Origin of the sequence: Oricola indica, assembly GCF_965227485.1 — a bacterium.
Lineage (GTDB): Bacteria > Pseudomonadota > Alphaproteobacteria > Rhizobiales > Rhizobiaceae > Oricola > Oricola indica.
In genome coordinates this window covers 261,422-279,902 of sequence record NZ_OZ245747.1, presented here as the reverse complement: position 1 = coordinate 279,902, position 18,481 = coordinate 261,422, and the positions used below count along the sequence as shown (strand labels likewise).

The window sequence follows — 18,481 nt, the reverse complement described above, 5'->3', positions numbered from 1 at the left end:
TCAGTTCTTTTCGAGCCGGAACTTGGTGTGGCAGGCCGAACAGGACTGCGCGATCATATTGAACACTCCGTCCGCAGGCATTGCGGCGAGCGCGGCGGCGTCGAAACTGCCGCCCCGGCCCATCATCGGCGCTGTGCCACCCATCATGGTGTTGGCCGAACCCATCATGCCGGTTCCGCCACCCATCATGCCGCCCTGCGCTTGTCCTCCGCTTCCGGACATTAAACCGTTATCCGCGGCCAGGCCTAGGCCTTCCGATAGGGTTTCGAGTTGCGCCGCCAGCGCGGAGAACTCGTCCCAGTTTGACCAGACTTCCGCCTTGGCCTCGGAGGGTTCGCCGCCGCTTCCTTCCGGGAACAGGCCGGTCAGCGCCTCGCCGGCGTGGCGGCGGATCGTCTCCGCGCCGTCGCGGACGGCATCAGCGTTATATGCGGTCTCGCCACGCATCATTGCCAAAAGCGCCTTGACGACGTCACTCATCGTGCCCATGGCTTCCATGCGTTCCTTCACAATGCCGGTCGCGCCGCCATGCGCATATGCAGCGACTATGGACGCGAGGCCGATGGCACCCGCTCCGATAATTTTCTGGATTTTCATATCTTTCCTCGTTGTTCGATGTCGGGCAGCTGATTCAGCTGCGGCGTCAAATGTCGAAAACGGGGAAGGAGCGAGGTGGCGGCGGTTCGGGAATAATAGGGAGGTTGGCCAGAGGTTCGAAACGGCTGTTGGAAAATTGATGGCCGCCAGCAGCGACAGTAAATTCCTCGTGCCCGGCCAAAATTAGGATGCTCGAACCGCAATGTATTGGAAGGTCTTTCACCTCGCAGGCGGGACATTCGGTTGCATGGCTGTGATCAGCGGCGTTTGCGGCCGCATGAACGTGATCCTGCAAACCAATTTCTTCGGCATTCGAAAAGGTACCTCCGGTCACGAGGAGCGAAAGCAGGGCTACGACAGCCAGAAACAGGTGCAACCTGCATGGAAATCCAATGACGGTGGCATCATTCATCATCGGAATTTAGCCTTTTGGGGTGTCACAGGAAACCCTGATCCTCTTCAGATGCCACTTCTAGTTGGCCGTCTTTGATGCTCAGACGGTCAACCAACCAAAATGGATTTCAGTTCCGATGAACGATCAGATTGAGGCTACATTTGGTCATATCTGAATTAATCGGGGAGAATGGGCTTATTTCTCCAGGATAGAAACCGTTTTTCGTCGTTGCGTGAAAAATTTGAGGGAACGGTGAAACCTTCCAGCGCTGGAACGTCATTGATGTGGCATCCGCAAATACGGAGGTGAAGATGAGTTACAGTCGATTTTTCGCGATGATTGCTACGTCGACCGTGGTGATGTTTTGTCTGATGTATCTGAACACATACGTTGTTGATCACGTTTTCTGGTCGGAGACCCGGGTCTACATGGCAGTCGTGATGGGCGCTACGATGGCGTTCATCATGCTCGCTTTCATGTTGTCGATGTACGCAAGTCACGGTCTGAACATCGCGATTTTTGCAGGTTCGATCGCAGTCTTCGCTGTCGCGCTTTGGCTGGTTCGCAGTCAGACTACCGTTGAGGACCGCAGTTATATGAGCGCCATGATCCCGCACCACTCCATCGCAATCATGACATCTACAAGAGCTAACATATCCGATCCGCGTGTGAGGAAGCTGGCCGACGGCATCATCTACGCCCAAGACAAGGAAATCGCCGAGATGCGTTATCTGATCGCCGACATTGCGGCGAACGGAGACGCTTCGGACGACAAAGCAGAGTCGGCGGCACGTCAGGCCGACGCGCGTGAGGCACTTTCGACGGAGGTATTGGCCACCATCGATCCGGAATTCCTGAAAGAAGACGAGATCGCCAATATCTTCCCGGAAGGAGCGGCCTGTAGGTATGCCTACGCAGAGAGGAGTCCACCAGTTTTTGTCGTGGGCGACACGACTGACGGTCTGGTTGGGCTCGTCAAAATCAGCGGCGACTTGGTCCAGCTGCCAACGGAAGATGCAACGCGCCAAGGCGGCACTTTCGAAGCAGAACCTCTCGTGGCCGAACTGCGCGAAAGCGGCGATGGTGACCTCTACGATCTGGTTGTGACTGCAGGAACCGAATATGAGGCCGGCTTCCGGGGACACTATGCCTGCGTAGCTTCGTAGGAGGCGGTCATGATGACGGATGCAACGAAAAAGGCAGAACTCTACAGAATGGTCATGCCGGATCATATCTGCCCATACGGTTTGAAATCGAAGGATCTACTCGAACGCAAGGGCTTCGAGGTCGAGGACCATCATCTGACCACCCGTGCGGAAACCGATGCATTCATGGAACGGTACGGCGTCGAAACCACGCCGCAGATCTGCATCTCAGGTGAGCGTATCGGCGGTTATGATGAATTGCGGATCCGCTTGGGCATCGATCCCCTGGCGGAGGTGAGCCTCTCCAAAGAAATGGGTTTACCGTTATGTTTCGGAAGAAGGAGGATCGAAGATGCCCAACAAGCGGCACAAACCAAAGATAGTCACGAAGTAACGGCAGGTTGAGGTGCTTGTCGGCCAGGGGATGGCGCGTGTGGATACGATCCGCGAGGTTCGCGTAACCGAGCAGACATATGATGGCTTCCTTGCTTTGAGATGCTGAGTATGATCCGCTGGCAGGTTGCACTCCCCCTGAAGACCGCTTCGATCTTCTTGTCGAAGGAAATGATACCCCGATCGAGATCGCAGAACAGAACCCATAGTTCGGCGATGGCATCACGAGCTATCTCGCTCAACTCATTGGTCATGTCGCTGAGAATATCAGGGACCATCCGTCGCGCTTTGGTATTGACTTGCCAAAAGCGACGCCGCGCTTGAGGAGTAGTCCTCTAATGTGGCAGATCGTCGCTGTGCGGTGGTTTACAAGGCGCTACCTAGCGCGATGCAACGCCTTAATGTCCTGCTGCTCTTTAGTTCTCATCGGCACAAGTGGAATATGCGGCTGGCGCACCGCGGTGCGGATTGCCTCAGCGTCGTGTCCGTCGTTCTTTTGTCCCCTCACGAACGGCTTCACATATTGCGGGCTTACGATCTTCACCGGATGCCCGAGTTCCTCGAACTTCCGCGCCCAGCAGAACGCGCCGGTGCAGGCTTCGATCGCGATGGTGCATGGCTCGATGCCGCTAAGTACACTGAGGAGTTGATCGCGCATCACTCGTCGTTTGAAGACCGGGCGGCCTCGTCGATCGGCTCCATGCAGTTGAAAGACGTTCCTCGCGATATCGATGTCGAGGATGTCTATGGCGGTCGTGGTTCTCTCCTTTTATGTCGACGGCCGAAGTCTGCCGAGGTGGAGGGAGAGCCGTCCATCCCACTAGCTGGCGCAAGCAATATGGCGGTATGGGAACGGACCAGCTGAGAGAACTCAAGCGCCTGCAATAGGAGAACGAGCGGCTGCGGAAGGCTGTTTCGGATCTGACGCTGGACAAGCTTATCCTGCACGAGGCCGCAAAGGGAAATGTATGGACCGCCCCGGGTGTGCAGGCAGGATTTCGGTCTGCGCTGAACATTTGCGTCAATGTATCCGGCCTCTGTGTGGAGCAGCCTAGCTCCCGGCCTCGATGGGTATCCGCATGCCGAATGGGGCTTTCTAGAGACCTGTGCGCGGGTAGCGCTTTCTCGTTGATTTCATGGCCGTTCGGCAGCGCAGTTCAGCCCATAGCCATTGGCGATGCCGATGGCTCCTCGGCGTAAGCGTGGTGACCTCAGGGTTGTCGTGTTGGTCACGCCGCGGTGACGATCACCAGACCGCGTTTGAGATTGCAGGCGATAGCGGTGAGATGAACTTGGATGGCGGCCTTGGCCAATCCCTGCCATCGCATGCGACGAAGGCCGTAGCTTCGCTTCCAGGTGCCAAAGATTTTCTCGACCCGGCCACGTATACGGTGGATCGGTGGGTTCCGGGCATCGAGTCGCTTTCGGGTTTCGGCTTCGTCACGGCCCCAGATGCCGGTAGCAACGATGCGTGGCGTGCCGCCCTTGGCGCGCACGGCATCACCAAATTGCGTTCCCCGATAGGCGCTGTCGGCAAAAACCTCGCCGGGATCGTCCGGCAAAGCCTGCGGGCCAGCCTTGCCATCATTGACATTGGCCGGAGTGATCGCGACCTCTTCAACCAGCGCAGTATCGGCGTCGGCGCCCACATGGGCTTTGAAGCCGTGAACCGCTGGTCTGCCCTTGTGCTTAACCCAATGCGCGTCGCCGTCCTCCTCGCTTGCCGAGGCAATGATGGTCGCATCGACGAGCGTACCGGTCTTGATCGTGCTTGCCTTGGCCTTGAACTGGCCGGTGATTTCATGGAACAGTGACCGATACAGTTCATGCGCCACAAGGGCTTTGCGGAAACGGACAAAGGCGGTGCGCTCGGGTGTCGGCTCTGATGCCGAAAATCCACAGAACCGCCGGAACGAAGCTCGGTCATTCAACGCCTCGGATAGTTTTACATCCGACAGGTCCTACCAGATCGAAAGCAGCATCGCCTTGAACAGTGCCAGCGGCGGCCATGCCGGTTCGCCCTTGGCCGCGCAGTAGATCGCAGCCAAACAAAATCTTCGACAGGCAACCGGTCGATGAGGCTGGAAAGTTCGTCCAGTGAAGAACGCCGTCGGCCGCCGCCAATAGCGAACCTGAACGTTCCCTGACCAATCTGTCGCAGCGCCATCGCCACCCTCAGTGCTCTGTTCAAATCGAGGGAATCAGAAATACTCACTGTCGTCCGGCGCTACCCGCGCACAGGTCTCATTAATGGTGATAATCTGCCGGCGATCACCTCTGCTCTATTTTTCCTGTTCCTTGGCGCAGTTGTCGGTTTGCAGCGCGATCGCGCATGAATGCGACTGCGGTTCGAGAACGCTCGATTTCTTTTGTCACCGCGTATCAGGCGGGCGAGGGATGCCCACTTGCGACGGGCAGATTCCAGTCTGTGACAATTGGATACATTTTTAGGATCATTGAAACAGAATTTAGCGAAATTCAAAGCGTATGCTGGGAGTGTATGTTGACAGAATAGGAGTAAAAAATGAGAAAAGCCCTCCTGGCGGCCTTCGCCGCAACGCTTGTTGCCGCCACCAATTCCGCATTCGCTGATCCTGGATACTCGCGACATGAAAACCGTGCCAGTCCTTCCTACGATCGTCAGGAGATGATGCGAGGGACCGGTAGTTGGAATATGCAGGGCGGTCCCATGGGCGGCTCGGATATGATGCAGATGATGCGCATGATGCAGATGATGAACAGCCAACGCGATGGCATGGGAATGGGCGGAATGCCAATGGGCATGGGTGGTATGTTCGCGGCTGGCAATGTTGCCTTTGTCCAGTCGCTGGATGCTGATGATGACGGTCAGGTGACCTCGGAAGAATTTAGTACCGGGTTGACCGCTATCCTCAAGAACAATGATCGCGACGGGAACGGAACTCTCTCGATCAATGAGTTCGATCCTGCTTACACCGCCACCGTCCGCTGGCAGATGGTCGATCAGTTCCAGGCGCTAGACGACAACGGCGATGGCCAAGTTACCGTAGACGAGATTACCGCTGCAGCCGATCGCGCAGGCCGGATGAGGATGCGTGGTGGCCGCGGTTTCGGTATGCCGATGTACCGTGACGAAATGCGTGGCAATCAGCCCGCAGTTGGTGCGCCGAGGCAGCAGCGCATGCAGATGATGGATGATGCCGGCGCTGGCGAAAACTGATCGCCAAGGCGGAGCCCGGTCAACCCAGGCTCCGTCGTGCCATCGCATTCGGGGTCGCGGAGACCATAATGACGAACGAATATGGTTTTGGTTTCGGGATGGGTGGCGTCGGCATGCTACTCGTCACTGTTCTGGTGATCCTCGCGATTGCCGCCCCCTGATGAAATTCCTGCGAAAATAGGTATGCCGATGCATCCCGGAAGTGGTCTGTCGCTACCGCACCGCGGCAAAGCTGCCAGATGACCGTAGATATCAATCAGTGGATCGGCCTCTGGCCATTCGCCGTCCTCTTCATTGTCGTGGGCGTCTGGGGTGCCTACTACTTTCTAGCCCCGTCAGGTTGGCGCGAATGGACCGGCGCGGGGCTGGTTCAGGCTTTTATCATCGCCCTCTATGCAGAGATGTACGGCTTCCCGCTCACGGTCTATCTTCTCGCAAGTTTACTGCCGTTCGAGATGCCAATCACAGAATCAAGCGGCCACCTTTGGAGCTCTCTCCTAGGATTCGGCCGCCTTGGCGCGGCGGTCGAAGCCATTGTCGCCTGGCCACTTATACTCTTCGGGATGCTGCTGATCGTGAAGGGCTGGGTTAGGATCTATTTTCTCGGCGACGAGCTTGTGACCAGCGGTATTTATGGAACGATCCGGCACCCGCAGTATGCCGGGATATTCCTCTTGATCGGCGGTCAACTCGTGAACTGGCCGACCCTTCCGGGTATCGTGCTCGCGCCGGTGATCGTTTGGCTCTATCTCGGTCTTGCTGCCCGGGAGGACAGGCTATTGGCAGATCGCTTCGGAAACGCATTCGAAGAATACCGGTCCGCCGTGCCTCGTTTCGTGCCGCGGTGGAAGTTCTTTGGTTCTGAATAGGCGGTGCTTCGGACTGGGCTTTCCCCGCAGTAGCTTTTGCCCCTTACGAAATCCGACTGAATGTCAAGAAATCGGTTAGAAGTCAGTTTCAGGCGCCATCGAGTCGAACGTGGGAGCGATACCTTGCCAGAAGTATCCACTCGAATGGTGTTCAATGGCCGATATACGCGAACCCAGATATCGCTGCATTGGCTGGTTGTCCTCCTGATTATCGGCCAATGGTACACCTCGAGCGCAATACCCCGCACGCACAGTTCGCTTCTACCGCCGTCGAAGATCGATCTTTTCCAGCATGCGGTTCATACATATGCCGGACTGCTGATCGGCATCATCATGCTGATCCGATTTGGGCTATCCTACATGAGAACGGTCGCGCCGTTCCCGACGTCCCAGAAATGGCAAGACCGACTGGCGCGGATCGTACATCTCGGGCTTTACTTCTCGGTACTACACCAGGTCGCGGACTGGGCCATTACCTCATATTTTTGGGCACCGGCGAGGTTAGTCCACGCATATATCTGGAAGATTATTCTTGTAGTGGCATTCTTCCACATCGTCGCCGCCGTCTATCACCTGATAAGCGGCGATGGTATGTTCGGTAGGGTGACTGTCTGAGAGTCCGACTCGAAACTCATGCTGACCGGGCCAGTCGTCGTGTGAGCAGCATGACGGATGCGGCGTAGAGGAAGACCTCGGCGGAGGCGATGGTGCCTTCGAAATCCTTGGCCAGCCGTCGGTTGCGACTGATCCAGGCGAATGTGCGTTCGACCACCCAGCGGCGCGGCAGGACGTGGAAGCCGATCTGGTTGGCGATCTTCTTGACCACCTCGATGGCGATGCATGTTGCATCCTTGACCCTCTGGGCGCCATAGGCGCTGTCGGCGAAGGTGATTTCGACGAAAGGGAAGGATCGTCGTGACGCCTTGAGCAGCGGGACGGCACCGTCACGATCCTGAATGTCGGCCGGATGCGCCTGGATGACCAAGGCCCGGCCATCGGTATCGACCATGGCGTGGCGCTTGCGCCCTTTGATCTTCTTGCCAGCGTCAAAGCCCCTGGGGCCGCCGGCCTCGACGGTCTTGACGCTTTGGCTGTCGATCACCGCCGCCGAGGGACTGGCCTCACGTCCGGTCCGTTCTCGATCGGTCATGACAAGGTGGTGATTGATTGTCTGGAACAGACCTTCGCGGCGGAAGCGCAGGAACCAGCCATAGACCGTCGTCATCGGCGGGAAGTCCTTGGGCAGAAGCCGCCAGGCGATGCCACCCCGCAGCACATAGAAGATGGCGTTCATGATCTCGCGCATCGGCCATTGACGCGGCCGGCCGGTCCTTGCCGGCGCCGGCATGAAAGGGGCGAGAATTTCCCATTCCGCATCACTCAGATCGCTTCCATAACGCAGATGATCGCGGCTATGCTGCCGCCGGGTGGCCGGTGTCCACATGAGGCTCTCCAAACTGGCTTTGACAACCGTTTGGAATCACATTCGGGACCGGCCATCCAGCCTCGCCCCGAGTTTCAGGACGGCCTCTAAGATGAGCCTGAGGCTGACGAGGCATGCACGCGCGGCGTCGGTGACTTTGGACGGGTCGCGCTCATTTGTAGTTGATGCGAACGTCCATACCGCCTGCGGAGCAAACGTTATATCAAACCGATTAAGGGGTTGCACTTATCGCTGACGGCGGCGACAGGGACGTCGACCGGGTGAAAAATTCGACGCGGTGGTTCACGAGGGCACTGGTAGCGTTGCAGGTAAGGGCCGCATCCCCCGCATTGCCTCCCGCGTTCAGGACATGAGGATCGCGACATGAGTTACTCTACGATTCTGTCACTCGCATTCGTCATCGGTATGGGCCATGCGCTTGAGACCGATCACCTTGCCGCCGTGTCCAACATGCTGGTCCAGAAGGGCGGCCGTCGCGCGCTGATCGCACGGGGGACGTTCTGGGGGCTTGGGCACACACTGGCGCTGTTCGGGTTCTGCGCTGTTGTGGTGATTCTGGGCCTTACGATATCGGGCCGGGCGCAGGCAGGACTGGAGTTTACGGTCGGCGTGATGATCGTGGCGCTCGGCTCGCAAACGCTGTGGCGGCTGCAACGGGACCGTGTACACATCCACGTTCACAAGCATGGCGATTGCAAGCATATGCACGCCCATTCGCACAAGGGGGAGACGCTTCCGCACAACGAGGCTCGCCACGACCACACCCACCGCAGGACCAACGCCAAGGCCCTTGGCGTCGGGCTGGTCCACGGTGCAGCGGGGTCCGGGGCGCTTCTGGTTCTGACAGTCAGCGCGACGCAGAGTATTGGCCAGGCGCTGGCCCATTTCGCGGTGTTCGGGTTGGGCTCGATGGCCGGGATGGTGGCGCTGTCGACGGTGGTCAGCTTTCCGTTGCTGCTGGCGCAGCGCGGGGCCAACTGGCTGCGCACTGGTACCTCCGCGGCAATTGGCATTGCCGCGTTGTGGATCGGCGCGACGATCATCATCGAGAATGGGACAGCGCTCAGTCTCGTCGGGGGCTGAACGGGCAGCGAGTACGAAACGATGCGTGGCCATATCGACGAACGGACGGTGTTTGGCCAGGACTTTATCGAACAGATGAGCGTGATGGCCCGGATACAAGGCGTCGTAAGCGCCGCTGCCGCCACTTCGCGCGGCCTCGCTGATCTGGAGTGCTAACCCATCTCCGTGCACCGGCATTCGGTCGACAATTGTGTCACCGGGATTATGGGTGCTAACGCACACTCGAAGCAGACTTTTTCCGCGCATAGTCCCAAAGACGGTTTTGGGCTGTGGCTATCCTTCAGGGTTCACGCTGGAATGTCCGATCTGTCCGCATCAGCGACACGTAAAGCCGATCGAGCCGCGTCCGAAAACCGCCGAGACCGGACGTAGGCGTTTATGGATACGCGGCCAAGCACTCCGGAAGGCCTGTGGGGCCTTCGGCAGGATTCGAACCTCCAGTCTTCTGACAACAATTCAGGGAAGCATGTATGAACTGCATTCCCGTGCAAGCGATTTGTCGATGTCCCGTTGACCCTGCTTCTATGTATTCGGTCTTTGTTCGGGGATTGTGATACCCCTGACCAAGCTGGGAAGTCGCGCGCTCAGTGTCTCATTAGGTCATCGGCACTCGAAGGCCATGCTCCCCGCCAGACTCACAAAACGCCGATTGGCCGTTGGTCCATCTTCACTCCGCTCGCAGATTCCTTTTCAGCCTATCGTGTTCACATCGTCACCATCATGCGCCGGCGAGTGCACTGTGACGGTATCGATCGCCTTTCGTCAGGACGGCCCATGCGATGCGTGCGAGTTTGTTTGCCATCGCCACGGCAGCAACGTTTACGTATGCTCTTTCCTTCAAGCCATCGGACCATTGGGTAATGGGTGACGTTCTGCCCTTCACGAGATGGAGGACCGTTCGCGCACCATGGATGAACAGCTTTCTCAGGTAGCTGTTGCCGTGTTTCGAGATTCCAATCAGCCTGGGTTTGCCACCAGTCGTGATCTGACGCGGCACGAGGCCGAGCTAGGCGGACAGATCCCTTGCTCTTGCGAAGCATCCACCGTCACCGACCGCGGCGACAAGTGCGCTCGCAATAGTCGGACCGATACCAGGTATCTCCATCAAGCGCCGCATGTCCGCATTGCGGCGGGCATGCGCGGCAATCTCCCTGTCGAGTTCCGCGACCCTGTTGTTGATCGCACTCAGTTCCTCCGCCATGTCCGAGAGGATTGCTGTCATCGCCGATGACAGCTGCTTCGAAGGATCGCCGATCAACTCGCCGAGAGCGCACTGGAACACGTGCCGACTGGTCCCAATACGAACGCCGCGCTCTGTCAGGAATCCACGTGCCTGATTGATCAGTCGGGTCCGGTTGTGCAACTGGCGCTCTCTGGCCCGGTGCACAGCTTGTAAGTCGAGCTGTTCTTCGGACTTCACCGCGACAAATGACATGGTTGGATATGTGGCCGCTTCTGCGATTGCCTCAGCATCCCGGTCGTCGTTCTTGTGCACCTTCACATAGGGACGCACATAAAGCGGCGACATCAATCGTGGCTCATGGCCATGCTCGACGCAGAAGCGGCCGATGTGACGGGCACCGCCGCACGCCTCCATTGCAACAACGCAAGGCGGTAACGCAGAAAGAAAGTCCAGCAGTCGGAAGCGCTGGAATGCGCCTGCTCAACACCACGGCGCCTCCTTCGTCCAGACCGGCGACACTGCAAATCGTCTTCCCGAGATCTATGCCAAGAACCGCGACAACCATCAGGATGCTCCTTCTGCTCCACCGTTTGCCCGCGACGATAGCCGCGTTCGAGGTGGGAAGGCAGTTCATCCCATTAGGTCACCAATCGCTTGTCGGGCGCAGAGATATTGTTCAGCCGCTCGAAAGCAACCGATTCTCGACGCTTGACGTCACCATATTATAGCCGAAGCAATCTGTACCCGCGATCAGTGGTCATTATGAGACGTGGTGTCGAGCCGGAATCACTCAATTTCTGCCTCAGCCGATAGATATGTGTCTCCAGCGTGTGAGATAGACTATCGGGATCGCCCCATACCTCGCCAAGAAGAATTCTACGAGAAACGGGGGCGCCGTCTGCCTGCACGAGGCGCTGAAGCAATTCGGTTTCCTTCTCGCTCAGCCTGATGCGTGAACCATTGGGCGAGACGAGAAGTCGGAAGTCCGGACGGAAAACAAAACGTTCTATTTGGATGGCGATGTGCCGGGTGTCGGAAAACTGTCTCAGGCGGGCCCGAATCCGCGCCACCAAGACGGGAAATGATTCCGTGTCTGCGATTACATCGTTGGCGCCCAATTCGAATAATAGGACTTCTTCACTCGTAGATGTCCTCGCGTTGATGACAACAAGGGGGCGATGATATCCTTTGCATCTCAGACGTATGATCATTTCCGTTGTGTCGATGTCTCCTGTTGCGCCATGGCTTATCAGGACGGCATCTGGAACCTGCGACAGGATCATCTCGGTGGCTTTCGACTCGCACCGTACTACCGTCGGCGCGAATTCCCGGTCGGCAAGCTGCGCGCCGATGGTGGGGGCAAACTCTCGATTGCTGCAAACTATCAGGATTCGAGGTTTCGTCATGCCTGACCTTCGAATTGTTCACACGCCGACGAATGCGACATAAAGCCCGCCGGATGCACAAGGTAGATCGCTAGTGTGTGGCGGCCCGTCCAGCGGAGAAAGGAGAACGGCTGCCCCCGTGGTGTCAATTCGGATACGGTCTGGAGCGCGCCGCCCATGGCAGCGGACTTGGCGATCGCCATGCCAATCAGCACAAGGCCGAACCAGGGGAATATTGGCTCGAAGTCATTTGAGGGAGGGACGAAGGTCGAAAGGCCGGTCCAGTACAAATACGGCGTGTCGAAAAAGGCGGACGACGGCAGTCGACCTGCGACAAGAAAGAACACGCCGAACGCTGCCGTCAGCAGCGCCGGTGCCTTCAGGAAGATCAGCGCCAATACGCTAGAGATCGCGATGGAATGCAGAATGCCGAAATAGATGAAGCTTCGCGGTAACATCATATAGGTAAATGCCGTTATGGCGAAAGCAGCGATGAGGATGAGCAAAAGACGGCGGACAAACGCCAGCCATCTGATCACCCTGCCGTGGGCGAGGTAGAGGTTGATGCCGACGATCAACATGAAGCTGCCCGCGAGGCTTCTGGCAAAATATATCCCTTCCGACCGCAACGTCATTCCCGCGGGCGCCAGTCCGAATGCTTCGAGGTCCCAGGCGAAATGGAAGACAACGACGCCAATGATTGCGAGGCCTTTCCATGCGTCCAGCAATTCGATCCGGGAGATCGGGGCTTTGTCATAGACGTTTTTTGCCATTAGCGCGGAGCGGGCGGTATCTGCGCGGTAGTTCATCATCTCGAAACCAGGTGAACGAATGCCTCGAAAGACGGTGTGTCATTTACGAGCAGCCATTCGGGAAAGCAGATGTCACGGTAGCAGGAGAGCGAAAGAAGGAAGTTCGGCATCCACATGATGCCGTGACCAACGGACACGGTGAGAGCGTACAGGTAAAAGTCCGGCACGAACCTGGAGAGAACGGCCAGCACGCCGGCGAATTTTGCGTTTGATGCCGGACAGTCGAGAAAGATGCCGCAATTCCTTATGGTCAAAATGGAAAATGCCCAAATCGAATAGGTCAATCCGCCGACGATATCGAGGAGAAACAGAGCCTTGACGGTTCTGAGGACCCTTTTCATCTTTGCCCTCCTTGTATCCTCGACGTCGAAATCGAGCCGATAAAATGGGAGATCGTGCGTCGACGAAGCCGTGCGTGGTCGATCGTTCGAAGGCGTTGCTTCGCGCCATGCAGAACTTTGGCGCGGCAGTGTTGATGACCGATCAGGTCGTTTGTCCCTCCAAGAGGGCTGCGGAACACGCTGTCGGTGCATGTCATGCCCCTTGCCCTCCAGTCGTCGGTTCGGTCTCGGACTGCCGCTGTCGGAGAAGACGGGCTCTCAAAAGCAGGAAGAGTCCCGCCAGAAACATTGGAGCCGAGAGCACCATGCCCATGGTCAGCCAACCCTCAAACAGAAATCCCAGTTGAACATCGGGCTGGCGGAAGAATTCCGCGAACATGCGGGTCAATGCATATCCGGTAAGAAACGCCCCGGTCGTAAGCCGCGGCAATGCCAAGCTGACCGAGTGATGGGTGAGGAGGCGCAGGACCGCGAAGAGAACGAGGCCCTCAAGACCGGCTTCGTAAATCTGGCTCGGGTGACGCGGTAGCGGACCCGCGCCCGGGAATATCATCGCCCATGGCACGTCTGTCTCTCGCCCCCAGAGTTCACCGTTGATGAAATTCGCGATTCGCCCGAAAAACAGGCCGATCGGTGCGCAGGCGGAAATGATGTCGGCAAGGCGCCAGACGCCGATGCCGCGCGAGCGGGCAAACAGCACCATTGCGATGGTCACGCCGGCGAGGCCGCCATGGAACGACATGCCGCCACGCCAGATTTCGATGGCCCGCATCGGATGTGCGAGCACAGGCGCGAGATCATAGAAGAGGATGTATCCGACGCGGCCGCCGACCACGATGCCGATGGCGGCCCATACAATGAAGTCGTCGAGATCAGAGCGAGCGAGGGGTGCCGGTCGGCTTCCCCAGAGCCTGCGGTTTCTCACGAGGGCGCGGGCGTAAAGCCAGCCGAGCAGAATTCCCGCCACATAAGCGGCTCCGTACCACCTGATGTCGAGCGGGCCGACAGACACAATCACCGGATTGATCGCAGGGTAGGCCAGCAAGGCCGACTGCAACAAAGCATAATTCATGTTTCAAGATTTCCAGTTGGGCGCGGAATTCAATCCGCGCGTCAGGTACCAACTGACTGCGATGGCCGCCGATTTCAGACGCATCGCCGCCCCACATGGGCAGGTTCAGCGCCTATTACGGCGGGCTGAATTCGGGGAATATGGGGTCATACCCGTTTCGGTAAACCGAATGACCCATTCCATCGGTCGGTTTGACAGGCCAGGCGCAGTCAGCGCGCTCTATGAAAGGACACGCGTACCGATGGGTGGCCGGAAATGCACGGCAACGACCGCCGCATGCAATCGTCTGCCTGGTCGCAAGGTTGGCCGATCGCCACTTGGACCGAGAACTGAAAATTCATCGCCAAGGATAGCTGGGCACGTCGACGCGCAGTGCAAAACCGGCGTGCCAGTGGCAAGGACGGTCGGGGCTAGGTGCATAGTATCCGCTGCAGCCTTGGCTGTCGGCACGGAGATGACAGATTCGGTCAGGACTTCTCCGGTATCGCGGGCTCCGTCCCAGTGCGCAGCGGGCACAATTGCAGAAGCGTGCATTAGCAGAATCAGGGCGAAAAACACAGATGCCGGGAACCTAAGCATGACCAAGAACTAGCGCATATCTGCTCATATTGCCAACGTCCGCCGGTAAGGATTTGCAGCCCGATGGATACTTGCCCGGACCTGATCAGACAAGCGGTCCTGAAACGTTTGTCAATTGCTCCGAGGTTTTTCGGATCTGTCCGTTTCGAGCGAGAGTTTTTTTCACGGGGACGATCCCAACAATTTCCGCTCCTGAGGAACCAAAGGTCAATTCGCCACATAATAACGAAGGCGACGATTTGTCATCAGATCGTGGCAGGGCCACCTCCCTTCGTGCAACAATGCTCAAGCTTCGCAATCGCCGAAGATCGCGCGAATACTCGTAGTCTGGTCTCATAATTCGGGCTTGTTCGCAGTGCAGCGCGGTCAATCGGTCATCGGGGCGGCCAAATGTGGCTCGAAAAGGGCGGCCTGTGGACGGCTCACCGGAACGTTAGTAAGTGAAGTCATCTCCGCCAGCTTGGCGGCGCCTTTCTGCTCTAGGATCCTCCTGAAATACGGGTTCATGCTCCCGTCCGAATAGGCGTGCGCTCCCGGTGCCTGTGGATTTCCATTAATCTGCGGAGACCTCTCGCCGTCGAGCGACCCATTTGCCGCGACCTCGGATATAGACTTGCTCGCGCCTCCCGGACAGTCTCCCAAAGGATTGTTCGGGAGTTCCGTGCCGGTTGCGGACGCGAACACGTAGCGTCCGCCGCAACTGCCGACCAAGGGGGGCTTCCTGCTCAGTTCGAAGCTGTCATAGCCGACCTTGAGGTTCTTCCAAAACTGGGAATTTGGGTTGCCTTCGTGTTCCAGCATCTTGGCGACAGACATGCGGAACGGAAAGATTTGCACCTGTATGGATTTCTGCCCGGCCGTTACGGCTTCGCGCAACAGGGGATAGATTTCGGCCATGCCGCGGTCTGTAAGCGCATAGCAGCCGGATGACGAGCATGCCCCGTGCACCATGATTGCACTGCCTGTGTAGCCGAGCGCGCGCTCAAGCTTGTTCGGATAGCCAATATTGAAGGAGAGGTAGTAGTTCGAGTTCGGATTCAGAGGCCGTCCTGAAACTCGGGGCGAGGCTGGATGGCCGGTCCCGAATGTGATTCCAAACGGTTGTCAAAGCCAGTTTGGAGAGCCTCATGTGGACACCGGCCACCCGGCGGCAGCATAGCCGCGATCATCTGCGTTATGGAAGCGATCTGAGTGATGCGGAATGGGAAATTCTCGCCCCTTTCATGCCGGCGCCGGCAAGGACCGGCCGGCCGCGTCAATGGCCGATGCGCGAGATCATGAACGCCATCTTCTATGTGCTGCGGGGTGGCATCGCCTGGCGGCTTCTGCCCAAGGACTTCCCGCCGATGACGACGGTCTATGGCTGGTTCCTGCGCTTCCGCCGCGAAGGTCTGTTCCAGACAATCAATCACCACCTTGTCATGACCGATCGAGAACGGACCGGACGTGAGGCCAGTCCCTCGGCGGCGGTGATCGACAGCCAAAGCGTCAAGACCGTCGAGGCCGGCGGCCCCAGGGGCTTTGACGCTGGCAAGAAGATCAAAGGGCGCAAGCGCCACGCCATGGTCGATACCGATGGCCGGGCCTTGGTCATCCAGGCGCATCCGGCCGACATTCAGGATCGTGACGGTGCCGTCCCGCTGCTCAAGGCGTCACGACGATCCTTCCCTTTCGTCGAAATCACCTTCGCCGACAGCGCCTATGGCGCCCAGAGGGTCAAGGATGCAACATGCATCGCCATCGAGGTGGTCAAGAAGATCGCCAACCAGATCGGCTTCCACGTCCTGCCGCGCCGCTGGGTGGTCGAACGCACATTCGCCTGGATCAGTCGCAACCGACGGCTGGCCAAGGATTTCGAAGGCACCATCGCCTCCGCCGAGGTCTTCCTCTACGCCGCATCCGTCATGCTGCTCACACGACGACTGGCCCGGTCAGCATGAGTTTCGAGTCGGACTCTCAGTCCTGCGGGAATTACTTGATAGAAGCCTTCCGGAGCCTGACGATCGCCTTCACGCGTTTTCGGGCCGAGTTGACCCGACCACCTGCAGATCGGAAACGTCTTCAAGAGCGCATACCGACCCGATTTATCTCGCTTCCAGACCTCAAGCTCGCTTTCTTCCTTGAACAGCCGAATGAGAACCGGGTCCGCAGACGTCATCCCCTTTGACCGCATCGACGCCACGAGCTCAGTGGGAATCGGTTGATCGGCTTTCTTCACCGTTTCCAGTACGGTGACGTGTCCGGGTTCAGCACCAATGAGACAATTTCGGCTTAACGGATAGAGGAGGATTTCTGGCTCATCGTAGCCCTTCAAGGAGCGAAGATGAGACGGAAATCCGGGACACAGAAGGAGCCGGCGGAAAAGGTCATCAAGGACATCCGCCGTGCAACCCGCAAACATTATTCGGCGGAAGAGAAGATCCGCATCGTGCTGGAAGGCTTGCGCGGTGAGGAGTCGATTGCCGCGCTGTGCCGGCGTGAAGGCATTGCCGAGAGCCTCTATTACAATTGGTCGAAAGAGTTCCTCGAAGCCGGCAAGAAGCGGTTGGCCGGCGACACCGCGCGGGCAGCCACCAGTGACGAGGTCAAGCATCTGCGTCGCGAGGCCCATGATCTGAAAGAGGTCGTCGCCGAGCAGGCGCTGGAACTGCGGCTGCTTAAAAAAAGCATGATCGCGGATGGGGGCGACGACGAATGAGATATCCCGCCTCCGAGAAGCTGGAGATCATCCGGCTCGTCGAGCAGTCGCATCTGCCGACCAAGCGCACGCTGGACAAGCTCGGCATTCCCCGCTCGACCTTCAATCGCTGGTATGACCGCTTTCTCACCGGCGGCGTCGATGCGCTGGAAGATCGCAAGCCTCAGCCCGGGCGGGTCTGGAACCGCATTCCCGACGACATCCGAGAAAATATCATCGACCTTGCGCTTGATGAGCCGGAGCTGTCACCGCGCGAACTGGCGGTGACGTTCACCGACACGCGAGGCTACTTCGTCTCGGAATCCTCGGTCTACCGCCTGCTCAAGGCGCAGGATCTGATCACCAGTCCAGCCTTCATCGTCATCAAGGCTGCCGATGAGTTCCATGACAAGACGACCGCGCCGAACCAGCTGTGGCAGACCGACTTCACCTATCTGAAGGTCATCGGCTGGGGCTGGTTCTATCTGTCGACCATCCTCGACGATTACTCGCGCTACATCATCGCCTGGAAGCTATGCACCACGATGAAGGCCGGGGATGTCACCGACACGCTGGAACTCGCCCTGCAGGCATCGGGTTGCGACAACGCCAAGGTGATGCAACGTCCACGGCTCTTGTCAGACAATGGTCCATGTTACGTCGCCGGCGAACTGGCCGATTGGCTCTCCGGCATTGGGATGGAGCACACCCGCGGTTCGCCTTGCCATCCCCAGACCCAGGGCAAGATCGAGCGATGGCACCAGACGTTGAAAAACCGCATCCTGCTCGAAAACCACTTCCTGCCGGGTGCTCTCGAAACGCAGATCGACGCCTTTGTCGATCATTACAATAACCGGCGCTACCACGAGAGCCTCGGCAATCTCACACCGGCCGACGTCTACTTCGGACGCAGCCAGACCATCCTGCAGACAAGAGAAAGGATCAAACGCGAAACTATCAATCAACGGCGCTTGCTGCATCGCAAGGCCGCCGCTTAGAATGAAATCCTGATGGGCCAGAGCCTCCACTAGATCAGGCCGCCGAACTGCTCAAAACCTCTGACGACGGACACGGTGACGCAGCCGGACACCAGAAGCGAAAAAAGGAAAACAAGCGACGACATAAGGATTGTCCGGGGCATTTGCGAATCCTGACCAAAACGATGCGGCACGGTTTAGCTCGGCCTGCGTCAGCCTAAGCCCAGATCGTTGCCGATTGTATGGATCAATTTTTATTTTTGCCTATCGTGCATAGGCTCCTTTGGAGCTCCGCTCCGCCATTTGGCCGATTGCGTCACGCAGATGTTTA

General features: G+C 57.9%; 17 protein-coding genes and 3 pseudogenes. 11 read left to right on the top strand and 9 right to left on the bottom strand.

Going from position 1 to position 18,481, the window contains the following annotated elements; genetic code table 11:
* Entirely contained in the window at positions 1–597 is a 597-nt protein-coding gene (locus tag ACQK2M_RS01430) for a c-type cytochrome (RefSeq protein WP_425416320.1), read from the bottom strand.
* 247 nt (positions 598–844) lie between these two features.
* Here ACQK2M_RS01430 and ACQK2M_RS01425 point away from each other — a divergent pair, with 247 nt between their 5' ends.
* The 5 genes and pseudogenes from ACQK2M_RS01425 to ACQK2M_RS01405 all read left to right on the top strand — a co-directional run.
* A complete protein-coding gene (locus ACQK2M_RS01425; RefSeq protein WP_425416319.1) occupies positions 845–1,087 on the top strand; it encodes a hypothetical protein in 243 nt (80 codons plus the stop codon).
* Between the two features lie 215 nt (positions 1,088–1,302).
* Complete coding sequence (locus ACQK2M_RS01420) at positions 1,303–2,157, top strand: DUF305 domain-containing protein (protein ID WP_425416318.1); 855 nt, start codon at positions 1,303–1,305, stop codon at positions 2,155–2,157.
* A gap of 12 nt (positions 2,158–2,169) precedes the next feature.
* Positions 2,170–2,430 (top strand): annotated as a pseudogene (locus ACQK2M_RS01415) (glutaredoxin family protein); the annotation flags it as partial.
* A 439-nt stretch (positions 2,431–2,869) separates the two neighbouring features.
* A complete protein-coding gene (locus ACQK2M_RS01410; protein ID WP_425420130.1) occupies positions 2,870–3,394 on the top strand; it encodes a hypothetical protein in 525 nt (174 codons plus the stop codon).
* Positions 3,355–3,498: pseudogene (locus ACQK2M_RS01405) on the top strand (transposase); the annotation flags it as partial. The gene ACQK2M_RS01410 and the pseudogene ACQK2M_RS01405, both read left to right, overlap by 40 nt.
* Before the next feature lie 260 nt (positions 3,499–3,758).
* Here the strand turns inward: ACQK2M_RS01405 and ACQK2M_RS01400 are convergent.
* On the bottom strand, positions 3,759–4,460 hold the full coding sequence (locus tag ACQK2M_RS01400; RefSeq protein ID WP_425416317.1) for an IS5 family transposase: 702 nt from the start codon (positions 4,458–4,460) through the stop codon (positions 3,759–3,761).
* 593 nt (positions 4,461–5,053) lie between these two features.
* Between ACQK2M_RS01400 and ACQK2M_RS01395 the strand changes: the two genes are divergently transcribed.
* From ACQK2M_RS01395 to ACQK2M_RS01385, 3 genes are all read left to right on the top strand, one after another.
* Complete coding sequence (locus ACQK2M_RS01395) at positions 5,054–5,728, top strand: EF-hand domain-containing protein (RefSeq protein WP_425416316.1); 675 nt, start codon at positions 5,054–5,056, stop codon at positions 5,726–5,728.
* Positions 5,729–5,967: 239 nt separating this feature from the next.
* On the top strand, positions 5,968–6,597 hold the full coding sequence (locus tag ACQK2M_RS01390) for a methyltransferase family protein (protein ID WP_425416315.1): 630 nt from the start codon (positions 5,968–5,970) through the stop codon (positions 6,595–6,597).
* 123 nt (positions 6,598–6,720) lie between these two features.
* Complete coding sequence (locus tag ACQK2M_RS01385) at positions 6,721–7,212, top strand: cytochrome b (RefSeq protein ID WP_425416314.1); 492 nt, start codon at positions 6,721–6,723, stop codon at positions 7,210–7,212.
* Positions 7,213–7,228: 16 nt separating this feature from the next.
* Here the strand turns inward: ACQK2M_RS01385 and ACQK2M_RS01380 are convergent, their stop codons facing one another.
* Entirely contained in the window at positions 7,229–8,041 is an 813-nt protein-coding gene (locus tag ACQK2M_RS01380; RefSeq protein ID WP_425416307.1) for an IS5 family transposase, read from the bottom strand.
* A gap of 363 nt (positions 8,042–8,404) precedes the next feature.
* On the opposite strand from ACQK2M_RS01380, the gene ACQK2M_RS01375 reads away from it, so the two are divergent.
* Positions 8,405–9,124 (top strand): urease accessory protein, encoded by a 720-nt coding sequence (locus tag ACQK2M_RS01375; RefSeq protein WP_425416313.1) that lies wholly within the window; start codon positions 8,405–8,407, stop codon positions 9,122–9,124.
* Positions 9,125–9,842: 718 nt separating this feature from the next.
* Here ACQK2M_RS01375 and ACQK2M_RS01370 read toward each other — a convergent pair.
* The 6 genes and pseudogenes from ACQK2M_RS01370 to ACQK2M_RS01345 all read right to left on the bottom strand — a co-directional run bounded on the left by ACQK2M_RS01370 (position 9,843) and on the right by ACQK2M_RS01345 (position 15,393).
* Positions 9,843–10,872: pseudogene (locus ACQK2M_RS01370) on the bottom strand (IS110 family transposase).
* Between the two features lie 157 nt (positions 10,873–11,029).
* Complete coding sequence (locus ACQK2M_RS01365; RefSeq protein ID WP_425416312.1) at positions 11,030–11,713, bottom strand: response regulator transcription factor; 684 nt, start codon at positions 11,711–11,713, stop codon at positions 11,030–11,032.
* Positions 11,710–12,504, bottom strand: coding sequence for a heparan-alpha-glucosaminide N-acetyltransferase (locus tag ACQK2M_RS01360; protein WP_425416311.1), 795 nt, complete (start codon positions 12,502–12,504; stop codon positions 11,710–11,712). Before ACQK2M_RS01360 ends, ACQK2M_RS01365 begins: the two co-directional genes overlap by 4 nt.
* Positions 12,501–12,845 carry a hypothetical protein gene (locus tag ACQK2M_RS01355; RefSeq protein ID WP_425416310.1) on the bottom strand — a complete coding sequence of 115 codons (345 nt, stop codon included), beginning with the start codon at positions 12,843–12,845 and terminating at the stop codon, positions 12,501–12,503. Before ACQK2M_RS01355 ends, ACQK2M_RS01360 begins: the two co-directional genes overlap by 4 nt.
* 193 nt (positions 12,846–13,038) lie before the next feature.
* Positions 13,039–13,917: a prolipoprotein diacylglyceryl transferase gene (gene lgt / locus ACQK2M_RS01350; protein ID WP_425416309.1), complete on the bottom strand. Its 879-nt coding sequence runs from the start codon at positions 13,915–13,917 to the stop codon at positions 13,039–13,041.
* Between the two features lie 945 nt (positions 13,918–14,862).
* Positions 14,863–15,393 (bottom strand): hypothetical protein, encoded by a 531-nt coding sequence (locus tag ACQK2M_RS01345; RefSeq protein WP_425416308.1) that lies wholly within the window; start codon positions 15,391–15,393, stop codon positions 14,863–14,865.
* A 230-nt stretch (positions 15,394–15,623) separates the two neighbouring features.
* Between ACQK2M_RS01345 and ACQK2M_RS01340 the strand changes: the two genes are divergently transcribed.
* Both ACQK2M_RS01340 and ACQK2M_RS01335 read left to right on the top strand, forming a co-directional pair.
* On the top strand, positions 15,624–16,436 hold the full coding sequence (locus ACQK2M_RS01340; RefSeq protein ID WP_425416307.1) for an IS5 family transposase: 813 nt from the start codon (positions 15,624–15,626) through the stop codon (positions 16,434–16,436).
* Positions 16,437–16,819: 383 nt separating this feature from the next.
* A protein-coding gene (locus tag ACQK2M_RS01335) for an IS3 family transposase (RefSeq protein ID WP_425416286.1) occupies positions 16,820–18,171 on the top strand; the annotation gives its coding sequence in 2 pieces (ribosomal slippage) (positions 16,820–17,156 and positions 17,156–18,171; 1,353 coding nt in all).
* Positions 18,172–18,481: the final 310 nt, after the last annotated feature.